20 protein-coding genes are annotated in these 19,966 nt (G+C 71.5%); 8 read left to right on the forward strand and 12 right to left on the reverse strand.

The genetic code is table 11. The features are described from left to right. Window positions 1-13: 13 nt before the first annotated feature. Genes NW895_RS22605 through NW895_RS22620 form a run of 4 tightly spaced genes read right to left on the reverse strand, consistent with a single transcriptional unit; the run spans window position 14 to window position 4,495 of the window. Entirely contained in the window at window positions 14-1,216 is a 1,203-nt protein-coding gene (locus NW895_RS22605) for a Gfo/Idh/MocA family oxidoreductase (RefSeq protein WP_289937809.1), read from the reverse strand. A gap of 14 nt (window positions 1,217-1,230) precedes the next feature. Beyond that, on the reverse strand, window positions 1,231-2,556 hold the full coding sequence (locus NW895_RS22610) for a sugar ABC transporter substrate-binding protein (RefSeq protein ID WP_289937810.1): 1,326 nt from the start codon (window positions 2,554-2,556) through the stop codon (window positions 1,231-1,233). 34 nt (window positions 2,557-2,590) lie between these two features. Continuing rightward, window positions 2,591-3,511 (reverse strand): carbohydrate ABC transporter permease, encoded by a 921-nt coding sequence (locus NW895_RS22615; protein WP_289937602.1) that lies wholly within the window; start codon window positions 3,509-3,511, stop codon window positions 2,591-2,593. A gap of 18 nt (window positions 3,512-3,529) precedes the next feature. Then, the gene (locus NW895_RS22620; protein ID WP_289937603.1) at window positions 3,530-4,495 is read right to left on the reverse strand and encodes a sugar ABC transporter permease; all 966 of its coding nucleotides are present in this window, start codon (window positions 4,493-4,495) and stop codon (window positions 3,530-3,532) included. 170 nt (window positions 4,496-4,665) lie between these two features. Between NW895_RS22620 and NW895_RS22625 the strand changes: the two genes are divergently transcribed. The 3 genes from NW895_RS22625 (at window position 4,666) to NW895_RS22635 (ending at window position 6,990) form a co-directional block, all read left to right on the forward strand. After that, window positions 4,666-5,826: an ROK family transcriptional regulator gene (locus NW895_RS22625; RefSeq protein WP_289937604.1), complete on the forward strand. Its 1,161-nt coding sequence runs from the start codon at window positions 4,666-4,668 to the stop codon at window positions 5,824-5,826. 100 nt (window positions 5,827-5,926) lie between these two features. Further along, entirely contained in the window at window positions 5,927-6,112 is a 186-nt protein-coding gene (locus NW895_RS22630; RefSeq protein WP_289937605.1) for a hypothetical protein, read from the forward strand. Between the two features lie 56 nt (window positions 6,113-6,168). Beyond that, a complete protein-coding gene (locus tag NW895_RS22635) occupies window positions 6,169-6,990 on the forward strand; it encodes an EamA family transporter (protein ID WP_289937606.1) in 822 nt (273 codons plus the stop codon). A gap of 4 nt (window positions 6,991-6,994) precedes the next feature. On the opposite strand, the gene NW895_RS22640 is transcribed toward NW895_RS22635, so the two are convergent. The 3 genes from NW895_RS22640 to NW895_RS22650 all read right to left on the reverse strand — a co-directional run bounded on the left by NW895_RS22640 (window position 6,995) and on the right by NW895_RS22650 (window position 10,404). After that, window positions 6,995-8,356, reverse strand: coding sequence for a S1 family peptidase (locus NW895_RS22640; RefSeq protein WP_289937609.1), 1,362 nt, complete (start codon window positions 8,354-8,356; stop codon window positions 6,995-6,997). A gap of 116 nt (window positions 8,357-8,472) precedes the next feature. Continuing rightward, window positions 8,473-9,303, reverse strand: a complete 831-nt coding sequence (locus tag NW895_RS22645; protein ID WP_289937610.1) for an SAM-dependent methyltransferase — start codon at window positions 9,301-9,303, stop codon at window positions 8,473-8,475. A 42-nt stretch (window positions 9,304-9,345) separates the two neighbouring features. Further along, window positions 9,346-10,404, reverse strand: a complete 1,059-nt coding sequence (locus NW895_RS22650; RefSeq protein WP_289937612.1) for a hypothetical protein — start codon at window positions 10,402-10,404, stop codon at window positions 9,346-9,348. A 24-nt stretch (window positions 10,405-10,428) separates the two neighbouring features. Between NW895_RS22650 and NW895_RS22655 the strand changes: the two genes are divergently transcribed. Genes NW895_RS22655 through NW895_RS22665 form a run of 3 tightly spaced genes read left to right on the forward strand, consistent with a single transcriptional unit; the run spans window position 10,429 to window position 13,444 of the window. Beyond that, window positions 10,429-11,607: a MalY/PatB family protein gene (locus NW895_RS22655; protein ID WP_289937613.1), complete on the forward strand. Its 1,179-nt coding sequence runs from the start codon at window positions 10,429-10,431 to the stop codon at window positions 11,605-11,607. A 51-nt stretch (window positions 11,608-11,658) separates the two neighbouring features. Then, window positions 11,659-12,048 carry a PPOX class F420-dependent oxidoreductase gene (locus NW895_RS22660; RefSeq protein WP_289937614.1) on the forward strand — a complete coding sequence of 130 codons (390 nt, stop codon included), beginning with the start codon at window positions 11,659-11,661 and terminating at the stop codon, window positions 12,046-12,048. 55 nt (window positions 12,049-12,103) lie between these two features. Continuing rightward, window positions 12,104-13,444 carry a Gfo/Idh/MocA family oxidoreductase gene (locus tag NW895_RS22665; RefSeq protein WP_289937616.1) on the forward strand — a complete coding sequence of 447 codons (1,341 nt, stop codon included), beginning with the start codon at window positions 12,104-12,106 and terminating at the stop codon, window positions 13,442-13,444. A gap of 5 nt (window positions 13,445-13,449) precedes the next feature. Here NW895_RS22665 and NW895_RS22670 read toward each other — a convergent pair whose 3' ends face one another. Further along, entirely contained in the window at window positions 13,450-13,863 is a 414-nt protein-coding gene (locus NW895_RS22670) for a zinc ribbon domain-containing protein (RefSeq protein WP_289937617.1), read from the reverse strand. Window positions 13,864-14,023: 160 nt separating this feature from the next. Further along, a complete protein-coding gene (locus tag NW895_RS22675; RefSeq protein WP_289937619.1) occupies window positions 14,024-14,758 on the reverse strand; it encodes a TetR family transcriptional regulator in 735 nt (244 codons plus the stop codon). Window positions 14,759-14,937: 179 nt separating this feature from the next. Here NW895_RS22675 and NW895_RS22680 point away from each other — a divergent pair, with 179 nt between their 5' ends. Both NW895_RS22680 and NW895_RS22685 read left to right on the forward strand, forming a co-directional pair. Next, entirely contained in the window at window positions 14,938-15,657 is a 720-nt protein-coding gene (locus NW895_RS22680; protein ID WP_289937620.1) for a peptidoglycan-binding domain-containing protein, read from the forward strand. Window positions 15,658-15,759: 102 nt separating this feature from the next. Further along, on the forward strand, window positions 15,760-16,248 hold the full coding sequence (locus NW895_RS22685) for a flavin reductase family protein (RefSeq protein ID WP_289937621.1): 489 nt from the start codon (window positions 15,760-15,762) through the stop codon (window positions 16,246-16,248). A 32-nt stretch (window positions 16,249-16,280) separates the two neighbouring features. Here NW895_RS22685 and NW895_RS22690 read toward each other — a convergent pair whose 3' ends face one another. From NW895_RS22690 to NW895_RS22700, 3 genes are all read right to left on the reverse strand, one after another. Next, the gene (locus NW895_RS22690) at window positions 16,281-18,623 is read right to left on the reverse strand and encodes a SpoIIE family protein phosphatase (protein WP_289937813.1); all 2,343 of its coding nucleotides are present in this window, start codon (window positions 18,621-18,623) and stop codon (window positions 16,281-16,283) included. A gap of 133 nt (window positions 18,624-18,756) precedes the next feature. Continuing rightward, window positions 18,757-19,323, reverse strand: coding sequence for an antibiotic biosynthesis monooxygenase (locus tag NW895_RS22695; RefSeq protein ID WP_289937622.1), 567 nt, complete (start codon window positions 19,321-19,323; stop codon window positions 18,757-18,759). 54 nt (window positions 19,324-19,377) lie between these two features. Beyond that, window positions 19,378-19,758 carry a hypothetical protein gene (locus tag NW895_RS22700; protein ID WP_289937623.1) on the reverse strand — a complete coding sequence of 127 codons (381 nt, stop codon included), beginning with the start codon at window positions 19,756-19,758 and terminating at the stop codon, window positions 19,378-19,380. Between the last annotated feature and the right edge of the window lie 208 nt (window positions 19,759-19,966).

A 19,966-nucleotide genomic window follows, 5' to 3' on the forward strand; every position in this document is an offset into this window, starting at 1 on the left:
ACCGGCACCGGGCTCACAGCTCCGGCGCGTCTCCGAAGTCCGGGATCTCCAGCCTGACCCCGCCCTGCCGCGCGGACTCGTGCGCGATGATGCCCGGCAGGGTGTAGCGGGCCGCGACCCACGCGTTCACGGACGGCAGGGTCCGGTTGTTGACCGCGGTCACGAAGTCGTCCACCAGGAAGTGGTGGCTGCCCTCGTGGCCGTTGTGCAGGTTGTCGAACTCCCGCGGCAGGCGGGAGCGGTCGTGCACCGGCGCCGACCCGGACGTGAACGCGGCCCGCAGCTCCGGCGCGATGTGCTGGAGTGAGGGGTCGTCAGCGGACATCGTGGGCTTGGGCTCCAGCAGCTCGCTGATGTCCTTCACCCCGTTCTTGTCCTGCCACAGGGCCACCGTGGCGAGCTGCTCCATGCTCGCCTCCGTGCCGAAGAAGCGGAAGCGGGACTCCCGGATGTGGGAGGGGTAGCCCACCCGCCGGAACTCGTTCGTGCGGAACGAACCGCCGCCCGCGACCTCGAACAGGGCCGTCGCGTTGGACACGTCGTTGTCGAACTGGCTGACCGACCTGTCGAAGACGCCGTCCCCGCGGTCGTCGACGACCCCGATCGCGGACACGCTCACCGCGTGCGTCTGCCAGGCGCCCAGCACCCCGCCCACCGAGTGCGTCGGGTAGAGCAGCGGGGGATAGCTGGCGGTCGCCTTCCAGTTCTCCCCGCCGCTGTACTGGTACGCCTCGTAGAAGCCCAGATCCATGTCGTGGACGTAGTCGCCCTCGGCGTAGAACAGCCGTCCGAAGGCGCCCTCGGCGATCTGGTTGCGGGCGTGCACCGTCGCCGGGTTGTACTGGCTGGTCTCGCCCATCATGTACGTCAGGCCGGTCGCCTTGACCGCGTCGATGATCGCCGCGATCTCCTCGGTGGTGATCGCCATCGGGACCGCGGAGTACACGTGCTTGCCCGCGTTCAGGCCCTGCAGGACCAGTGGGCCGTGGGTCCAGCGCTGGGTGAAGATGGCGACCGCGTCGACGGACGGCGACTCCAGCATGGCCTCGTAGGAGGGGAAGGTGCCCGCGAGGCCGTGGCCCGCGGCGAGCTGCTCGGCTCGCTCGGGCAGCAGGTCGGTGACGTAGATGTCGCCGACGCCCGGGTGAGCCTGGAACAAGGTGGCGAACTGGCCGGAGAACTGGCCGGCACCGACGATGCCGAGCGAGAACGTCATGAAATGCGTGCCCTTCACTGGGAGAGGATCAGGTTGATCTGGTCGTTGGTCTGGTCCAGGCTGCTCACGGATTTGCCGTTGCCGTAGACGTCCTGCATGGCGGGGTGCATCAGGGCGTACACGTCCGCCGCGTAGTTGGTGATCGGGAAGGAGAAGGTGGTGAAGTCCTTCTTGTCGGCGACCGGTTCGGTGAACGCCGTGACGTCGATGCCCTTCTTCTTGTACGCGGCCACGGCGGCCTCGGTGCCGGCAGGCGTGGCCGGGAAGACGATGCCGTAACTCCCGACCGTCTTCTGGCACTTGTCGGACGACAGGTACTTCACCCACTTCAGCGCACCCGGCTTGTTGCGCGCGTTCTTCGTGACGGAGTCGGCGAGGCCGTTCATCATCGTGGCGCGCTTGCCGGTGGGGCCGGCGGGGGTGACGGCGGTGCCGACCTTCAGATTCTTGAAGCCGTAGTAGGTCGAGATCATCCACGCTCCGTCGAAGGCCATCGCCGCCTTGCCGGAGGCGAGTTGGGCGTTGGCCGGGTTGGCGCCCTCGCTGTAGTCCGTGAGCGGGGGCATGTAGCCCTTCTTCGCCAGGTCGAAGAACCACTTGATGGTGGACTGGAAGGTCTTGCTGTCGTACTGGTACTTCGTGCCCCACCGCTTCTTGTCGGTGTAGTTCCATCCCGCGGAGGCGGCGAAGTTGCTCCATGTGGTCTGTCCGTCGCCGTCGCCCGCGCCGCCGGTGGCGAGGCCGTACACCTTGACGTGGTTCTTGTCGAAGCCGGGCTCGTCGCCGCGCTTGCCGTTGCGGTCGATGGTGAGGTGGGCGACGGCCTTCTCGAAGGTGCCGCCGTCCTTCGGGTTCCAGTCCAGGTTGTTCAGCTGCTCGGCGGTCAGACCGGCCGCCTTGGTCATCTTCTGGTTGTAGAAGAGGGCGACCGTGTCCCAGTCCTTGGGGGCTCCGTAGCGGTGGCCGTCCTGGCCCATCCAGTTGCCGGCCAGCCCCGACTGGTAGTCCGACGGGTTGATACTCAGGTCGTCCAGCGGCTCCAGGACCTTCAGATCGGCGAACTGGCCGAACTTCTGGATGTGGTCGGTGAAGACGTCCGGCTGGGTGCCCGCGATGAAGCTCGCGGTGAGCTTGGTCCAGTAGTCGCTCCAGCCCATCTGCGTGATCTTGACCTGCAGGCCCGGGTTCTCCTTCTCGAAGTCCTTCGCGCAGGCCTGGTAGGCGGGCAGTTGGTTGGCGTCCCACAGCCAGTACGTCACCGTGTTCCTGCCCGCGCCGACGGAGTCGCCGTTCGCGCAGCCGGCCGTCAGGGACAGCGTCAGCGCCCCGGTCAGCGCCATGACCGTACGCATACGAACTCGCATAGCAGTCCCCTTACTTGATACCGGTGAAGCTGATGGAGCTGACGATGCGGCGTGCGAAGAAGCCGAAGAGCACGAGCATCGGGAGCGCGGCGATGAGCGTGGCCGCCATCAGGCCGGACCAGTCGTAGCCGGTCTGCGGGGTCTGCGCCCGGAAGATGGCCAGCGCCACGGTGAGCACGCGTGAGCTGTCGCTGTAGGACACCATCAGCGGCCAGAAGTAGTCGTTCCAGGAGGTGATGTACGTCAGCACGGCCAGGGTGAGGATGGGCGTGGACGCCATCGGCAGCATCACCCGGAAGAAGATCCGCACCTTCCCGGCGCCGTCCAGCAGGGCGGCCTCCTCGACCTCCCGCGGGACGTTCATGAAGAACTGCCGCAGGAAGAACACCGCGAACGGCGTCATGAACATCGTCGGCAGCGCGATGCCCAGCAGGCTGTCCACCAGGTGGAGTTGCTTGATGAGCACGAAGTTCGGCAGCAGGGTGAAGATGGTCGGCACCATCAGCCCGGCGAGGAACAGGGCGAACACCTTGTCCCGGCCGCGCCAGCGCAGCCGCGCGAAGGCGTACGCGGCCATGGAGGAGAAGAAGATCTGGCAGACGGTGATCAGCGTCGAGACGACGACCGAGTTGATCAGGTAGCGCCAGAACTTCAGCCCGCCGCCCGCACCGCCCTGGGCGATGGCCTCCTTGGTGGACTGCAGGCCCAGGGCACGCTCGAAGCCGCCCGCCGTCAGGTCCACGGGCAGGGGGTCGCCGGGGTGGGCGGCGAGCGCGGTGTTGGTGGACAGCGCGGTGCGCAGGATCCAGTAGAACGGCAGCAGGGTGATGAGCACGATCGCGGCCATCACCGCCCAGGCCACGATCCGTCCGGCGGAGGGCCGGCGCCTGAGGGGCCGTACGCGTGTCGTCGTGGTGGTCACGGCAGCCATGTCGGTCTCTCCTCTCCGTCAGCCGAGGTCGCTCTGCCCGGCGCGGGTGAGCCGGTACTGGAGGATGGTGATCGCGCTCAGCACGACGAGCAGGGCCACGGACATCGCCGAGGCGTACCCGAACTGGAAGCGGCCGAAGGCGGCGCCGTAGATGTAGTACTGGAGCACGTTGGTCGCGTTCGCCGGGCCGCCCGCGGTCGTCACGGCGACCGTGTCGAACACCTGGAAGGAGCCGATCACCGTCATGATCAGGACGACTGCCAGGACCGGCCGCAGCAGCGGCATGGTGATCCGCCAGAACATCCGCCACTCGCTCGCGCCGTCCACCTTGGCGGCCTCGTACATGTCGTTGGGGATGGCCTGGAGCCCGGCGAACAGCAGCAGGGCGGTGTAGCCGACGTGCCGCCACACGTTGATCAGCGCGATGGTCGGGATGGCCCAGGTCTCGTCCGCCAGGAACGGTATGCGGTCGAATCCGATCGCCGAGATGATCTCGTTGCCGATACCGAGCTGGGTGTCCAGGATCCACAGCCAGACGATGCCGGCCACGACGTTCGACATGAGGTACGGCGTGAGCACGATCCCGCGCAGCACCGCCGACTGCGTCAGACGCTGGAGCAGCACGGCGATGGCGAGGGCCGAGACCGTCTGGACACCGATGTTGATGACCACGTACTCGACGGTGACCGAGAGCGAGTCCCAGAAGATGGGGTCATGCACCATCCGTACGTAGTTGTCCAGTCCCACCCACTCCGCCGGCGTGAGCAGATTGAAGCGGGTGAAACTCAGATAGATGCCCCGCAGCGTCGGCCACAGCAGGAAGACCGTGAAGCCGAGCAGCGCCGGTGCGATGAACACCGCGGCGAGACGCCCGTCCCCCCTGCTCTCGGCGGCTCCGGTCCGGCGTGTCCTGTGCTTGGTCCCTGCCTCCGTGGCGCCGCCGAGTGGCAGACGCGACGGAGGGCTGCTGGAGGCGATGGTCATCGGGAGACTCCCTCGCATGCGGCGGCTCGTCCTCGGGCCACTTACTTTTGGCGCGAAATAATCGTGGCGTCAAGGGGTGCGCAAACATCTTTTCCGGCTGTCCTTCATCGCCGTAGAGTGGTCTCGTTCTTTCCAGGTCGGAAAAAACTCACGTGGGGAGTACGACCGTCATGACCGCAGGTTCCGCCAGCTGGCTGCCGCTGAGCCCCGGCGAACGCTCCGTGGCGATCGAGGTGCTGGTCCACGGTCCGCTGTCCCGCACCGAGCTCGCCCGGCGGCTGGACCTCTCGCCCGGCAGCCTCACCCGGCTGACCAAGCCGCTGATCGAGTCGGGCCTGCTCGTCGAGGTGCCCGAGGCGGGCGCGCCGGCCGGAGTGCGGCAGGGGCGCCCCTCGCAGCCGCTGGACGTCGTCGCCGACTCCCGCTCCTTCCTCGGCTTCAAGATCACCGAGGACATGGTGTACGGCGTCGTCACCACGCTCCGCAGTGACATCGTCGCCCGCCACGACCGCCCCCTCACCACGCACGACCCCGCCCAAGTAGCCGACGTGCTGGGCGAGATGACCGCGGAGCTGTCCCGCATCCATCCCCGCCTCGCCGGCATCGGCATCGGCGTCGGCGGCCTCGTCCGCGACCGGGCCGTGGTCGGGGAATCCCCCTTCCTGCGGTGGCGGGACGTGCCGCTGGCGGGGCTCGTCGAGGAACGCACCGGGCTGCCGGTCGTCGTCGAGAACGACGTCGCCGCCCTCGTCGAGGCCGAGACCTGGTTCGGCGCCGGCCGCGGCCTGGACCGCTTCGTCGTCCTCACCATCGGCGCCGGCATCGGCTACGGCCTGGTCCTCGGCGGCAAACGGGTGCCCTGCGCCGAGGAGGACCGCGGCTTCGGCCGTCACTGGATCCTCAACCCCAACGGCCCGCTCACCCCGGACGGACAGCGCGGCAGCGCCGTCTCGCTGCTGACCACCTCCAACATCCGCTACCAGGTTCAGGTCGCCACCGGCCGCGACCTGACCTACGAGGAGGTCCTCGCGCTCGCCGCCGCAGGGGAGCCGATGCCCTCCCGTGTCATCGACGAGGCCGCACGCGCTCTCGGCACCCTGGTGGCGCAGATCGCCAACTTCGCCATGCCGCAGAAGATCCTGCTCGCCGGGGAGGGTGTCGGGCTGATGGACGTGGCCGGGAAGACGGTCGAGGAGACCATCCGCGCGGGCCGGCATCCCCTTGCCGCGCCGGTCGATCTGGAGACCAAGGTGTCCGACTTTCACGACTGGGCGCGTGGCGCCGCCGTACTGGCGATCCAGGTGCTGGTGCTGGGGGCGGCGGATGTGTGAACCAGCCCACGTTTAAGGGCAGATGGACGTGATCAGTAACACGGTCCGGTATGTCCGCTTAGCTCGTGATTACTCACATCGTCTTCACTCACGGAGCCGTATGCTTCACACCATGTCCACCACTGTTGAACCCTCCTCCGAGCGATCGGCTGCCGAGGTCAACGAGGAGATCCGGGCCCTGTGGCTCCGGTCGGGCGGGACACTGAGCGTGGAGCAGCGCGAGGAGTACCAGCGGCTCGTCCTGGAGTGGGCCGCGGCGCTCCCGCAGCCCGTGACGGCCGCCTGATCTCCGCGTAGGCCCCGCGCCGCATCGAAGCCTCGTCCCGGGGCACCCCGAACCAGATGGGTGCTCTTCTCGCACTGGCCTCGGCCGTCTGCTATGGCATCGTCGACTTCGCCGGCGGACTGCTGTCCAGACGAGCCCACTTCGTCACCATCACCTTTCTCGGCCAGGTGGGCGGGCTGCTGCTCGCCTGTCTGGCCGCACTTCTCTTACCCACCGATTCCGTACGCCTGTCCGACCTGCTGTGGGGAGCGCTGTCCGGCGCCGGAAGCGGCACGGCGATGCACTTCCTCAACCGCGGGCTGAGCCGCGGCGCGATGAGCGTGGTCGTACCGGTGAGCGCCGTCACCGGCGTCGCGCTGTCCGTGCTGTGCGGTGTCCTCCTCGGCGATCGTCCCGACGCGGTCGCCTGGGCGGGCATCGTCGTCACGGTGCCCGCGCTCTGGCTCGTCTCCGGCGGCGCGGCCGGAGACGGCCAGGCGGTGGCCGACGGCCTGCTCGCCAGCGCGGGCGTCGCGGTCCAGTACCTCGCCCTCGGCCAGGCCGACCCCGCGAGCGGCCTGTGGCCCGTCGCGGCGGGCCGCGTCGCCGCCGTACTCCTGCTGCTGCCGGCCGCGGCACGGCATGCCCCGCAGCTTCGGCTGCCGCCCGCGCGATGCGCCCAGGCACTGCTCGTCGGGGCGGGCGCCGCGCTCGGCCTGATCCTGTACCTGCTCGCCGCCCAGCGGCAGTTGCTCGCGATCGCCGTGGTGCTCGCCTCCCTCTACCCGGCCCTTCCCGTCGTCCTCGGCCTCGCCCTCCTGCACGAGCGGGTCACCCGGCGGCAGGCGGTGGGACTGGTCGGGGCGGCGGTGGCCACCGTGCTGCTGACGCTGGGCTGACGGGTCAGCCCCACATGGCCGAGTAGCGCCGCTGGTACGCCTTGCGGTCCTGCTCCGCGCGGATGTACCGGGTGGCCGCCAGCGCGACCAGGCTGCCCGCGATCACCAGCAGACCGGGACCGATGTTCTTGGGGTCCGTGAGCCGGGACAGCAGCGTCGCCGCGTCCGCGCCGGTGATCGGTGCCGACGACCCCGGCGAGGCGTCTCCCGGGGCGGCGGCGCCGTCCGCGGCCGACGAGGACGGCGCCGGCGAGGCTCCCCCGGGCTGCCCCGACACGATCAGCCGTACGCCGAGCGAGGCCATCGCCTTCGTCACCGGCTGGAAGAAGGTCGTACCGCCCGAGGTGCAGTCTCCGCTCCCGCCCGACGTCACTCCGATCGCGACGCCCTCGGAGAACAACGGGCCGCCGCTGTCGCCGGGTTCGGCGCACACGTTCGTCTCGATGAGGCCGCTGACGGTGCCCTCCGGGTAGTTCACCGTCGCGTTGAGGCCCGTCACCTCACCGTCGCGCAGACCGGTGGTGGCGCCGCTGCGGAAGACCCGCTGCCCGACGGTCGCCTCGCCCGCGCTGGTGATCCGCACCCCCTTGCCGTCGCCGACCGCCACCACGTCGGCGCCCTGGCCGGCGTTGCCGCTCGCGTACTTGACCAGGGAGTAGTCGTCGCCGGGGAAGCTACCGCTGACCGTCTCGCCGATCTGCTGCCTGCCCCGGTTGTCCGCGAACCAGAGGGAGCCCTCGGGCCCGCAGTGACCGGCCGTGAGGATGAAGTCGCTGGTCCCGTCGGTCACGTTGAACCCCGCCGAGCAGCGCCCGCCGGTGGACAGGATCGGCTGCGCCCCGTTCAGGCGTGTGGTGAAGGTGCCCTCGGTGCGCTCCATGCGGACGAAGCCGCCGATGCCCTCCGCGACCTCGGTCAGCCGGGACCAGTCGGCCTTGGAGACGGTGCTGTCGCCGCGTACCACCACCTCGTTGGTCTTGTAGTCCACCATCCACGCCGTGCCGGCCACCCGGGGCGCCGAACGCAGCGTCGACGTGGCCGACTTCAGGTCGCGCATGCTGTGCTCGACGACCTTCGCCCTGGCGCCCGACCGACGGACCTCGGCGGCCGCCTCCTCGTCCGTGACGGCGACGACCGGCCGCCCGTCGGAGCCGACCCAGCTGCCCGCCGTACGGGAGGTGCCCAGCCGGGACACGAGGTCCGTGCCGGTGTCACCGGCCGCCTGCGCGGTCGTGCGCGGGGCGGTGGACGCGTCGGGGGGCTCGCTCGCCACCGCCCGGGTGACCATCGTCCCTCCCAGGAGGAGTCCGCCGACGGCCGCCAGCCGTGCCGCTCGCCGGACGATGCGTCGTCGTGCGTGCCTCATGCATGCGCTCCCGAACCCGATCACGTGGCGTCAACTGCGCGGAGCCCTCCGCAAGTCGAGTGCCCTCCCTCCATACGTGGCCGGGGGCGCCCGTGTTCACCGAGCCGGTGATCTTCTCATCTCTTGCGGCCCACCCCGCCGTACAGCGCCACCTCGGGCGGCTCCTCCCCGTCGGGGCCCTCCGGGCGCCAGCGCGAGCAGGACACCACACGCGGCTCCAGGAGTTCCAGGCCGTCGAAGAACCGGCCGACGGCCTCGGCGGTACGCGGCGTCAGCTTCGGGTTGCCGTGCTCGTTCCAGTACCGGACGGCCGCGTCCACCTCGGACGTCCCCGGGCCGGTGACCGTGTGCGACAGCACGAGATGGCTGCCGGAGGGCAGCGCGTCCAGCAGCCGCCGCACGACGCCGTACGGATCCTCGTCGTCGCCGATGAACATGACGACGCTGAGCAGCATCAGGGCGACGGGCTGCGTGAAGTCCAGGGTGTCGGCGGCGCGTTCCAGGATCGCGTCGACATCGCGCAGGTCCGCGTCGAGGTGGTCGGTGCGGCCCTCGGGCGTACTGGTGAGCAGGGCCCGGGCGTGGGCCAGGACGAGCGGGTCGTTGTCGACGTAGACCACCCGGGCGTCCGGTGCGACACGCTGTGCCACCTCGTGCGTGTTGTCGGCGGTGGGCAGCCCGGTACCTATGTCGAGGAACTGGCGGATGCCGACGTCGGCCGCGAGGTGGCGCACGGCGCGCCCCAGGAACAGGCGGTCGGCGCGGGCGTACTCGACGATGGCCGGGTGGAGTTCACGGATCCGGTCACCTGCCGCCCGGTCGACCTCGTAGTAGTCCCCGCCGCCGAGCCAGTAGTTCCATATCCTGGCCGCGGTCGGCTGCTGTGTGTTGATGCGTCTGCGCAGTGACGCGGCGACGTCTTCGGCGGCCGGCGGGTGCTCCGTCACGGGACGATCTCCTGGAGTGCCTGGTGGGGAGGGGGGGCGGCGTCAACGGGCAATGTAGCCCCTGAAGTTGATGTTTGCCGAGAGGGCTGCACCGTCCCCGTTCCGGGTCAGCAATGTCCAGCTCCGCTCGTCGCCCCACACGGACGCGGTCCCCACGTACGGGCGCAACAGCGCGGTGAGCACCGGGTCGCCGCGCCCGTTGAGCTCATCGGAGGCGATCTTGCGGGCGATCCCGGCGAGGAAGTCGGCGAGCTGCACCCGCGGATCCTGCCGTGCGGCAACGAGCGTGAGCCCGCCGAAGCCGATCCCGCGCAGCCGGGCCGCCTCCTCGATCCAGGCGATGCGTTCCGGCGTCAGCATGTTCTGCCGGTCGTGCACCAGGCGGACGGTCCGTCCGCCCGCGCTCCAGTGCGCGGCCGTGGTCACGATGGCCGGTAGCAGCGGATTGAGGACGGGAATGAGGGCCGGGCCGTCCAGGACACGGGCGTCCAGGAGCCGGGCCCGGTAGGCGTCCGCCCGGGGCCGGACCGCGGCGAGCCGGTCCAGCCGCGCCGCCGCGTCCGTACCGGGATGCGCGCGGCGCAGGGCGTCGACCGTGCGGAAGAAGGCGTCGACGGGTTCCGCCGGCTCCCCGTCATACCTGATGCGCAGCAGCCGGTTGGCGGCCCTGAGAAACTCCCGCCACCCGTCCTCCCCGAAGGCCCGCCGCCCTTCGCGGAACAGGGGGAGCGCCTCGGCCGGGTCGCCGAGCAGCAGGCCGACCACCCGGTCCACCACGAAGAACGCCTTCTCGGTGAGGTGCACATGGGCGTGTCCGTGGATCGGGCCCGACGGTCCCAGCAGCCACTCCAGCACCGCCCGGTGCTTCTCCCGCAGCAGATGGTTCGCCTTGTACTCCTCCGCCGGCGAGCGGATCCGGTCCCGAATCTCCTGCACGGACCCCGCGGCGGACACCACGGGCAGCCGCACACTGGCGTGGGCGAACACGTCGGTGTTCCCGCCGGTCAGATTCTCGCCGTCCGACCCCGACTCGTCGCAAGCGATCTCCAAGAGCGCGCCGGCCGGCGCTTCCCGCTCCCCGTCCTCGTGTTTCACGGTCACACCACGGCCCCCTATCTTGTGCCCATGACCAGGATCCCGCACGAAACGTCCGGTGAACCGAATCCCCTCCGCGCTCTCACGCTCGACCAGCTCCGGTGCCGTACGAGTATGAAGTGGCGCACCTATCCCGAGGACGTGCTGCCGCTGTGGGTCGCCGAGATGGACGTGCCGCTCGCCGAGCCGATCGTGCGCGCCGTCACCGACGCGCTCGCCCGGGGCGACACCGGCTATCCCGTGGGGACCGCCTACGCCGAGGCGCTGGCGGACTTCGCGGAGAAGCGGTGGAGCTGGGACGGGCTCGCCGTGCAGCGCACCGCGATCGTGCCCGACGTGATGCTGGGTGTCGTCGAGATGCTCAAGCTGGTCACCGGACCGGGAGACACGGTGGTCGTCAACTCGCCCGTGTATCCGCCCTTCTACCAGTTCGTGGAGCACATGGACCGGCAGGTGTTCGAGGCCCCGCTCGGCACGGAGGGGCGCATCGACCTCGGCGGGCTGGAGGACGCCTTCCGGCGGGCGGTCGACGGACGGCGGCGGGCCGCCTACCTGCTGTGCAGCCCGCACAACCCGACCGGCACCGTGCACACCGCCGACGAGCTGGCCACGGTCGCCGTCCTCGCCGACCGGTACGGCGTGCGGGTCGTGGCCGACGAGATCCACGCCCCGCTCGTCGTCGGCGGTGTGGACTTCGTGCCCTACCTGAGCGTGCCGGGCGCCGGGAACGGCCTGTCCCTGATGTCGGCGTCGAAGGCGTGGAACCTGGCCGGACTCAAGGCCGCCCTGGCCATCGCCGGCCCCGAGGCTGCCGCGGACCTGGCCCGGCTGCCCGAAGAGGTCGGCCACGGCCCGAGTCACGTCGGCGTCATCGCCCACACCGCCGCCCTGCGCGACGGCACCGCCTGGCTGGACGCGCTGCTGGCCGGGCTCGACGACAACCGGCGCCTGCTCGGCGAGCTGCTGGCCGGGCACCTGCCCGGAATCGCCCACCGTCCCGGCGAGGCGACGTACCTGGCCTGGCTCGACTGCCGCGCGCTCGGCCTCGGCGACGACCCGGCGGAGGTGTTCCTGCGGCGCGGCCGGGTGGCCCTCAACTCCGGGGTCCCCTTCGGCACCGGCGGGGCCGGTCACGTACGCCTGAACCTGGCGACGTCGCCGGAAGTGGTCAGGGAGGCGGTGCGGCGGATGGCGGCGGCGCTCGGCTGAGGTGGGCACGGCCGGGGCACCACCCCGGCGAGGGGGCCTATGCTTCCCGCCATGGACGACGCGTCGCTCGACCGGCTCGGCGCCGGCAAGTACCTGCTGCTCACCAGCCACCGCAGGAACGGCACCCCGGTCGCCACCCCCGTGTGGGCCGTGCGGGACGGGGACGCGCTCGGCGTATGGACGGCCGCCGACTCCTGGAAGGTGAAGCGGATCCGCAACCGCCCCGACGTCCTGGTCGGCCCCTGCGACCTGCGCGGCAACCCCACCGGCGAGCAGACACCCGCGACCGCGGAGATCTGCGACGCCGCCACCACGGCCCGCTACCGGCGGCTCATCGCCCGCAAGTACGGCGTCCTCGGCCGCCTCACCCTCCTCGGCAGCCGGCTGCGCCGGGGCGAGCACGGCACCGTCGGGATACGCGTCACGCCGCCTCACGGGTAGCAAGCGCTTGCCGTCCGGGGGAGTGGGCGGACGGCCGACGGGAAAGGCCACCGTCATGAGCCGAACACCCCCTCTGCGCGCAGCCATCGTCGGCACCGGGCACCGAGCCCAGATGTTCACCCGGGCGCTGGCCGAACGCCCCGGCCACCTCGTCGCCGCTCTCTGCGATCCCAGCCCCACCCGGATGGCCTTCCACAACGGCCTCCTCGCCCGGGCGGGTCAGCCGACCGCCGCCCAGTGGGAGCCCGAGCGCTTCGCCGACCTGCTCGTCACGGAGGACATCGACGAGGTCGTCGTCACCACCGTCGACGCGGAACACGACCGCTACATCGTCCCGGCGCTGACGGCGGGCTGCCGTGTCGTCACCGAGAAGCCGATGACCGTCGACGCGGACCGCTGCGCCCGCATCCTGGACACGGTCCGCGAGACCGGCAACTCCCTGACCGTCGCCTTCAACTACCGCTTCAACCCGGTGCACGAGAAGGTGCGCGCCCTGCTCGCCGACGGCGCGATCGGCGAGGTGCTGTCGGTGCACTTCGAGTGGCTGCTCGACGTACGGCACGGCGCGGACTACTTCCGCCGCTGGCACCGGGACAAGCATCACAGCGGCGGCCTGCTGGTGCACAAGTCCTCGCACCACTTCGACCTGGTGAACTGGTGGCTCGGCGACGTACCGCAGGAGGCCTTCGGCTACGGACGGCTCGGCTTCTACGGCCGTGACGCGGGCGAACGGCACGGACTGCGCCGGGAGTACGAGCGTGCGCACGGCGCCCCCGAGGCCGCCGACGACCCCTTCGCCCTGGACCTCGCGGCCAACGACGCCCTGCGCGCCCTCTACCTCGACGCCGAGCGGGACGACGGCTACCTCCGCGACCGCAACGTGTTCGACGGGCCGATCACCATCGAGGACGACATGGCGGTGCTGGTGCGGTACTCGCGGGGCGCCACGATGACGTACCACCTGACCGCCTACTCCCCGTGGGAGGGCTACCGGGTGATGTTCAACGGCAGCGCCGGCCGCCTGGAACTGGAGGTCGAGGAGAACCGCTGGCAACCGCCGCACACCCGCATCGCCTCGGCTCGCGGCGCACTGCACGGCGACACGGTCGCCGAGCACGCGGGCGGCGCCCGGCTCACCCTGCGTCCGCTGTGGCAGCCACCGGCCGACGTCCCTCTCGCGGTCGACCACGAGGCCCACGGCGGCGGTGACCCGCGCATGCTCGACGCGCTCTTCGGCCCCGCCGACCCGACCCGGCCCACGGACACCGGCGCGGCCGCCCACCCGACGGCCACCGAACGCGACGGAGCGCTCGCCCTGGCCGTCGGCCTCGCCGCCAACCGGAGTTTCGAGACGGGACGACCGGTCCGCACCGACGAGCTGATCCCGCCGGCCTAGGACCGTCAGGTCCAGGCCCGGTACGGTTCGTCGACCAGCTGGAAGACCGGCTCGCCCCGCACCGGGTCCTTGGCGGTCGACAGGCGCACCCGGTCCCCGCTGTGGATGCCGATGGGCGGTCCCATGACCCGCCCGCGGACGACGAAGCCCTCGGCCATCTCGACCAGTGACACGTTGCGCGCGGCGGGGCTGTTGCGGTGCACCACCGTGGAGTGGCGCACCGTGCCCGTGCCCTGGCTGCGCTCCGTCCTCAGGTCGCTGCCCCGGCACACCGGACACAGCAGCCGGTGGTACATGGCGGTGCCGCACCAGGTGCAGCGCTGGAAGAGGATGGCCTCCGTGTCCGCGGCCTTGGGTTCGAGCACGCCCGACGCGGAGCCGGCTGCCTGCTGAGCGACGCTTCCTGAGTGGTGGTACACGCTGTCAACTCCCTGCACTCGGCCGGAATCCCGCGTGCGCGGTCAGCCGTGCACGCGCGTGCACGGTTCGCCGTGCCGCCGTGCACGGCGACAGCGTATGGCACTCAGTGCCACGGGTAAAGGGTGAGGCGGCACTCCGTACCCTCGATTTCCGTGTGGCTCAGTCCCGCCCCAGCGTTGCCTCGATCTGCTGCACCACCCGCCACAGCGGAGCCCCTCGCCGGGACACGACGACCACCACGTCCTCGGGCTCCTCCTCGGCGGCAGGTGCCGGAGCGGTGCCGAAGGCGGCCTGCACGTACCCCAGCGCGTGGTCCACGGCGGCGCTCGCGTCGCCCTTGCCGTCCGAACGCAGCCAGGAGCGCAGCGCGTTGTTGTGCGCCGCGACCACCGCGGCCGCGATCACGTCGGCCCGCAGGGTCCCGTCCGGGCGGCCGGCGAAGCGCCCGCGCAGATACTCGGCGAGGGCGCGCTCGTAACGCCAGACCACCGACAGCTCGTAGGCGCGCAGCCCGGGCACCTTCTTGGTGAGGCGGTATCGCTGCACCGAGAAGCCCGGGTTCTCGGCGTACATCCGCAGGACGAGCCGGGCGGCATCGCACACCCGCTGCACCGGTTCGTCCCCCTCACCGCTCGCCGCGAGGAAGGCCGTCATGTCGGCCAGGCACCTCTCGTGGTCGGGGAAGACCACGTCCTCCTTGGAGGGGAAGTAGCGGAAGAACGACCGCCGCCCGACCCCGGCGAGCGCCACGATGTCGTCGACGGTGGTCTGCTCGTAGCCCCGTTCCAGGAACAGCTGGAAGGCCGCCGCGACCAGCGCCTCCCGGATCGGCGGTCTCGGCGCCGCCGTCTCCGCCTTCTCGCCGCGGCGGGGCGCGGCACTGCTGGAGCTCATGGACGGGAACGTAACACCTGATCGGCGGTCATGGCACTCAGTGCACCGATCAGGGGGAACTGAGTGCTCTCCCGGCCCTTTCGGTGGAGAACGAGCCCGGCTGAACCCTGGGGGCGGCGGCCGCGTATCACTCCTCGGGGATGGGCCAGGCGCCTCGTGCGGGACGGAAGGAGAGCAGTGTGTCGACACGGTCCGAACCGGGGCAACCGCCCGACAGCCGGATCCTCGAACCCATCCGGGTCCTGCGGCCCCGCCGCACCGACGCCCTCGCGGAACTGATCGAGGAACTGCGGCGGGACGCCGGTGGCGAATCCGGGCGGAAAACCGGCGGGGAACCGTCGCGGGACGCAGGCGGCTACGAGTCCGTTGCGGTGCCGAGCCGTCCCCGGCGAGACACCCGGCCACCGGCCGGAGCCGAGGACGAGACGCAGGAAATCCCACCGGTCACCACCGACGGCGGCGGGGGCGCCGGCCCTCGCTCCGGGCGCGGACTGCGCCTGGCCGCCCTCGCCGTGGCCGTGACCGCCGCCGCACTGGCCGGCTTCGGCAGCGCCCTCCTCCTGCCGGACCGCAGTGAGGACAAGGACGACAGCGCGGCACCGGCTGCCCCGCCGCCCGCCACCGCCACGGCGAGCCCCGCCCCGGCACCCACGGCCCCGACCGACCCCGACGGTCCCGGCACCCTCCGCGAGGGAGCCGCCGGCCCCGACGTGACCGAACTCCAGCAACGCCTGCTGCGCATCCCGGACGTCTACACGGGCGGCTCCACCAACGGCCGCTACGACGCCGACCTGACCGAGGCGGTGGCCCGTTTCCAGCTCTGGTACGGCATCCGGGGCGACGAGACCGGCGTCTACGGCGACGACACGCGCCTCGCGCTGGAGTCCCGTACCGGCTGAACCGGGCACGGCCCGAGACATGGCTGCCGTATGGCATGGATGCCTGTGCCGTGGTGAGGTGTTGCGGGAGTGCGGACCTCGGCAGACGGGAGTGGCGTGAGCATGGCGGGCATGGACGCGTTCATCGACCGGCTCAACCCCGACATGTGCGTGGTGACCGCCGCGGCGGGCGGGGAGCGGGCCGGCTGTCTGGTCGGGTTCGCCTCCCAGTGCTCCATCGAGCCCGTGCGGTTCGTGGTGTGGCTGTCCGAGGCGAACCGGACCTTCCGGGTGGCCCGGTCGGCCGACGTCCTCGCCGTTCACCTCTTGACCCGTGACCAGCGGGACCTCGCCGAGCTGTTCGGCGGGCAGACCGGCGACCGCGTGGACAAGTTCGCGCGGGTCCGCTGGCGGCAGGGGTACGGCGGGGCCGTCGTCCTGGAGGACGCGCGGGCGTGGTTCGTCGGGCGCATCACGCTGCACGCCGGCGGCGGGGACCACGTCGGCTTCGTGCTCGACCCGGTCGAGTGGGGCGAGCGGGACGCGGACGACGAACCGCTGCTGCGCCTCGCCGACGCCGGCACCATCGCACCAGGTCATCCCGTGGACTGATGCAGCGGCCCGGCCCCGACGGTGCCGATGCCTCAGCCTGGCTCGTCCGGCATCCGGATGTCCAGCACGCACACGTCGTCCTGCCGCTCCTCCTCCAGCATCGCGGCGAGAAGCGGCTCCAGGGATCCGGTCGCGTCGGTGTGGTGGGCGGCGACGGCCTCCGCGAGCCGCCGCAGACCCAGGTCGATGTTCTCCGGGGACCGCTCGACCAGACCGTCCGTGTACATGATGAGCCGGTCGCCCGGCTCCAGGCGGCACTCCGCCTCCTCGAAGACCGGCGTCGAGGTCGCCCCGAGCAGCATGCCGCTCGGCCGGTCCAGGTAGCGCACCTCGCCATCGCGCAGCAGCAACGGCGGCGGATGACCGGCCTGCGCCCAGACCAGGCGGTGATCGGTGGGGCCGTAGCGGGCCAGGATCATCGTCGCGGTGCCGTGGGAGTCCCTGGAGTGCAGCAGCAGCGTGTTGAGCCGGGCGAGCGCACCGGTCAGCGACGAGCCCGTGATGACCATGCCCTTGGCGGTGAAGCGGAGCTGGGCCATCGTGGCGACGGCATCCACGCCGTGCCCGGCGACGTCGCCGACCACGAACAGGGCGTCACCGTTGGGCAGTTCTATCGCGCTGAACCAGTCGCCGCCGACGTGGACCCCCGACTGCGCGGGCAGATAGGCGACCTCGACGCGCAGCCCGGCCAGCTGCACGGGCCTCTTCGGCAGCGGCAGCAGCGCGTGCTGGAGCCGCGCGGCCAGCGTCCGTTCCGTCCGCAGGATGTCGTGTTGTGTGAGCATCGCCCGCTCGCTCTCCACGAGCGCCAGCTCCGCCCGACGCTGCGCGGTCAGGTCCTGTACGAAGCCGTGCACTTCGACGGGCGTGTCGTCGATGTCCGTCACCGCCTCGGCGACGAACCGCAGATGCCGCACACCGTGGGGTGTCCTGGCCCGGAACGGCAGGTCCAGCGGCCGGCCGGCCCGCAGCAGGTCCCCGACCGCCCGGGCCAGCGCGGGGACGTCATCGGGCGCCGCGAGGTCGGGGAGGTCGCCGATGCGGACCGGGCCGAGCTCGGGATCCCGGCCGAGAATGGCGAAGACCTGGGAAGACCAACTGGCCTCGTGGGTGACCAGGTTCCAGTTCGCCCAGCCGAGGTTGCCCAGTCGCTGCAGGTCGGCCAGCCGCTGTTCCTGCCGGTCGGAGGAGTCGTGCCGGATCCAGGTGACGGCCAGCCCGCCGCCCAGCCTCGCCACCCGGACCGAGTAGGTGGACAGCTCCGCGACCCCGGACACGACCTCCTGGTGCGCGAACGGCTCGCCCTCGTACGGCTCCCCGGTGGCGAGCGTGTGCCGGCAGCCCTGCCACAGCGGCTCGCCAGCCATGGTGGGAAAGCAATCGAGAAGCCGCCGGCCCACGAGCTCGTCGCCGGTGCGGCCGACGACGTCACCCACCTGTGCGGTCGCGGCGTCGACGCGGTAGTCCTGGACCTCTCCCGACTTGGCGCGCAGCGGGGTGAGCAGCAGCGCGGCCACCGGCAGCGCGTCGAACACCGCCTGCACGGCGTCGGCGGCGCCTCCCGCGGCCCGCTCCGGCCGGGCGCCGAACGCGCGCAGCCGCCCGGCGCACAGCCGCGCGACGGCGCACAGGTGTTCCCGGGCCTGGGGTGCGAAGGGCTCGGCACGGCCGCGCAGGACGCCGAGGCAGACCTCGGCCGTGTCCCCGAGCTGCACGGGCAGCCAGGCACGGGACCGCCACCGCTCGGGCGGATCCCCGATCAGCAGATACCGCTCCCGGTCCCGATCGATCTCCTCCAGCCAGCGCGGTTGCCGGGCGCGCAGCGCGTCCAGCGCGGCCACTCCGCTGAGCGGCGGCACCTGCTGCCACTGGGAGGCCAGAGTGTCGTCGATGCCGGCGTGCCCGATCAGTTCGAGTCCTCCGGCGGGCAGCCGGGCGTAGAGAATGATCGCGTCGGCCCCGACCTCCGGAGCGAGGTGCTCCAGCAGGCAGCGGGCGAGGTCCCGCGGGGTGCCGACGTGGACGAGGGACTTGGCGAGGCGGCCGAGGGTGGAGGAGAGGCCGTTCTCCGCGAGGGCGTCGGCGGGCGTGCCGGGGCCGGGGGAGCCGGGCGCCACGGCGGGGAGCTCCGGTTCGTCGTCGGCGTCGAGCGGTGGCATCAGCGTGCCGAGCGTGATCCAGCACTCCTCCAGGAGCGTGCGCCGCTCGGCCTTGGCACGCTGCAGCAGCAACTCGCGCGCGGCCTCCGCGGAGCACCCGGTCAGCGCCATCACCGCGCCCTTGGCCCGCTCCAGGACAGCGGACGTCGCCGCCAGATCGCGCAGCCGGTCCATCTCGGCACGCTGCCTGGCCACCACTCTGGCCATCGCGGCCATGTCCGGCACGGTGCCGGACTCGGCCGGCGTGGCGGGCTCGCTCGTCACGCGTTGAGCATTACATACGGAAGCGGATTCCATGCCCGGCTTGACACCACGGACTCGGTCCGGCTACCCGCGCACCCCGGCGCGGTCAGTCGTCCGGCAACCGGTACAGCCACCGCCGCAGCGCCCGGCTGAGCAGCGGCATCACCACGTAGGTGAGCATCGGCAGCAGCACGATCGGGAACAGTGCGGCGCGCAACGGCAGCGGCCAGCCGGTCGTATGGGGCGTCGCCAGCCACTGGATGAGGAATGTGAACGGGTAGGCGCCGAGGAAGGTGGTGAGCACCATCTTCCACCGGGGCGGGGCCTGCACGGTCGTGCCGGGCAGGCTGAACCAGGTCTCCATTCCGGTCGTCGACTGCCGCTCGCTGCTGACCTCCGTGGCGATGCCGTCGATCCGCGCGTGCCACTCGGCTCGCTCCGTGGAGTCCAGCCAGGCGCCGAGCCGGTGCGGATCGGAGAAGCGCAGCACCGCGTGGTAGCGGTGGCCGTCCTCGGCGTGCAGCCAGGAGACGCCCTCGTTGCCCGAGAACCGTCTGGCGCAGCGAGTGATGCCGCGCGTCCACTCCTCGAACTGCTTTTCCTGACCGGGGCGCACTTCCCACGTGAAGACCGTGGTCACCGGCTCGCCCCGGCGCGTCTCGGTGGTGCTCATCCCCGCACGGGTGCCACACGAGGCTCCGGTCATGCCCCGTCGTCCCGGGGCGGCTCAGCGCCCGGCGTTGTGCTCCACCAGCGCCTGGCTGACCGCGCGCACGCTGCGCGCGATGTGCTGCAGCTGCATGACCTCCGCCGCGTACAGCTTGATGGTGTGCTCGATGACCGACTCCGGCAGGCCGAGCCGGGGCAGGTCGGCCCGCGCGGTCTGCAGGGCGGTACGGGCCACCCGGACCTCGTGCTGGACCTGGATCTCCGCGTGGCGGGCGAGCAGCACGGGGTGGCGGATCAGCGCGGGATAGCTGGCGTAGCGCGCCGGCACCAGCTCGCGCAGCCACTTGGCCGCGGAGCGCTCCCAGTCGTAGGAGCCGGGGGTCTTGACCTGGCAGGGCCAGTCCGGGCTGATGCGCGTGGACGTCAGGGGCATGATCATCGCTTCCGGGTGTGCGGCGTCGTCGAGGGGTGGGGCGACGGGGGTGGGCGGCCCCGGCCTAGGGGAGGGCCGGGGCCGCCACGGGCGCTCGCGCAGGCGATGCCCGATCGAACACGCGAGGCGCCTGAACGGGTAGGAGTCGGCGGCCTCGGGTGTTCGCGAAGGAGCCCGGAAGGGGCAGGCGTCGCCCGCGCGGCGAGTGGTGCAG

The organism is Streptomyces sp. S.PNR 29 (assembly GCF_030386795.1).
In the GTDB taxonomy this organism is placed as follows: Bacteria; Actinomycetota; Actinomycetes; order Streptomycetales; family Streptomycetaceae; genus Streptomyces.

Coding starts and splice junctions, on each gene's coding strand:
- NW895_RS22605 (WP_289937809.1), bottom strand. CDS start 1,216: ATGACGTTCTCGCTCGGCATCGTCGGTGCCGGCCAGTTCTCCGGCCAG.
- NW895_RS22655 (WP_289937613.1), top strand. CDS start 10,429: ATGACCAGGATCCCGCACGAAACGTCCGGTGAACCGAATCCCCTCCGC.
- NW895_RS22615 (WP_289937602.1), bottom strand. CDS start 3,511: ATGGCTGCCGTGACCACCACGACGACACGCGTACGGCCCCTCAGGCGC.
- NW895_RS22685 (WP_289937621.1), top strand. CDS start 15,760: ATGGCGGGCATGGACGCGTTCATCGACCGGCTCAACCCCGACATGTGC.
- NW895_RS22690 (WP_289937813.1), bottom strand. CDS start 18,623: ATGGCCGCGATGGCCAGAGTGGTGGCCAGGCAGCGTGCCGAGATGGAC.
- NW895_RS22610 (WP_289937810.1), bottom strand. CDS start 2,556: ATGGCGCTGACCGGGGCGCTGACGCTGTCCCTGACGGCCGGCTGCGCG.
- NW895_RS22665 (WP_289937616.1), top strand. CDS start 12,104: ATGAGCCGAACACCCCCTCTGCGCGCAGCCATCGTCGGCACCGGGCAC.
- NW895_RS22630 (WP_289937605.1), top strand. CDS start 5,927: ATGCTTCACACCATGTCCACCACTGTTGAACCCTCCTCCGAGCGATCG.
- NW895_RS22660 (WP_289937614.1), top strand. CDS start 11,659: ATGGACGACGCGTCGCTCGACCGGCTCGGCGCCGGCAAGTACCTGCTG.
- NW895_RS22695 (WP_289937622.1), bottom strand. CDS start 19,323: ATGAGCACCACCGAGACGCGCCGGGGCGAGCCGGTGACCACGGTCTTC.
- NW895_RS22640 (WP_289937609.1), bottom strand. CDS start 8,356: ATGAGGCACGCACGACGACGCATCGTCCGGCGAGCGGCACGGCTGGCG.
- NW895_RS22635 (WP_289937606.1), top strand. CDS start 6,169: ATGGGTGCTCTTCTCGCACTGGCCTCGGCCGTCTGCTATGGCATCGTC.
- NW895_RS22700 (WP_289937623.1), bottom strand. CDS start 19,758: ATGATCATGCCCCTGACGTCCACGCGCATCAGCCCGGACTGGCCCTGC.
- NW895_RS22625 (WP_289937604.1), top strand. CDS start 4,666: ATGACCGCAGGTTCCGCCAGCTGGCTGCCGCTGAGCCCCGGCGAACGC.
- NW895_RS22675 (WP_289937619.1), bottom strand. CDS start 14,758: ATGAGCTCCAGCAGTGCCGCGCCCCGCCGCGGCGAGAAGGCGGAGACG.
- NW895_RS22620 (WP_289937603.1), bottom strand. CDS start 4,495: ATGACCATCGCCTCCAGCAGCCCTCCGTCGCGTCTGCCACTCGGCGGC.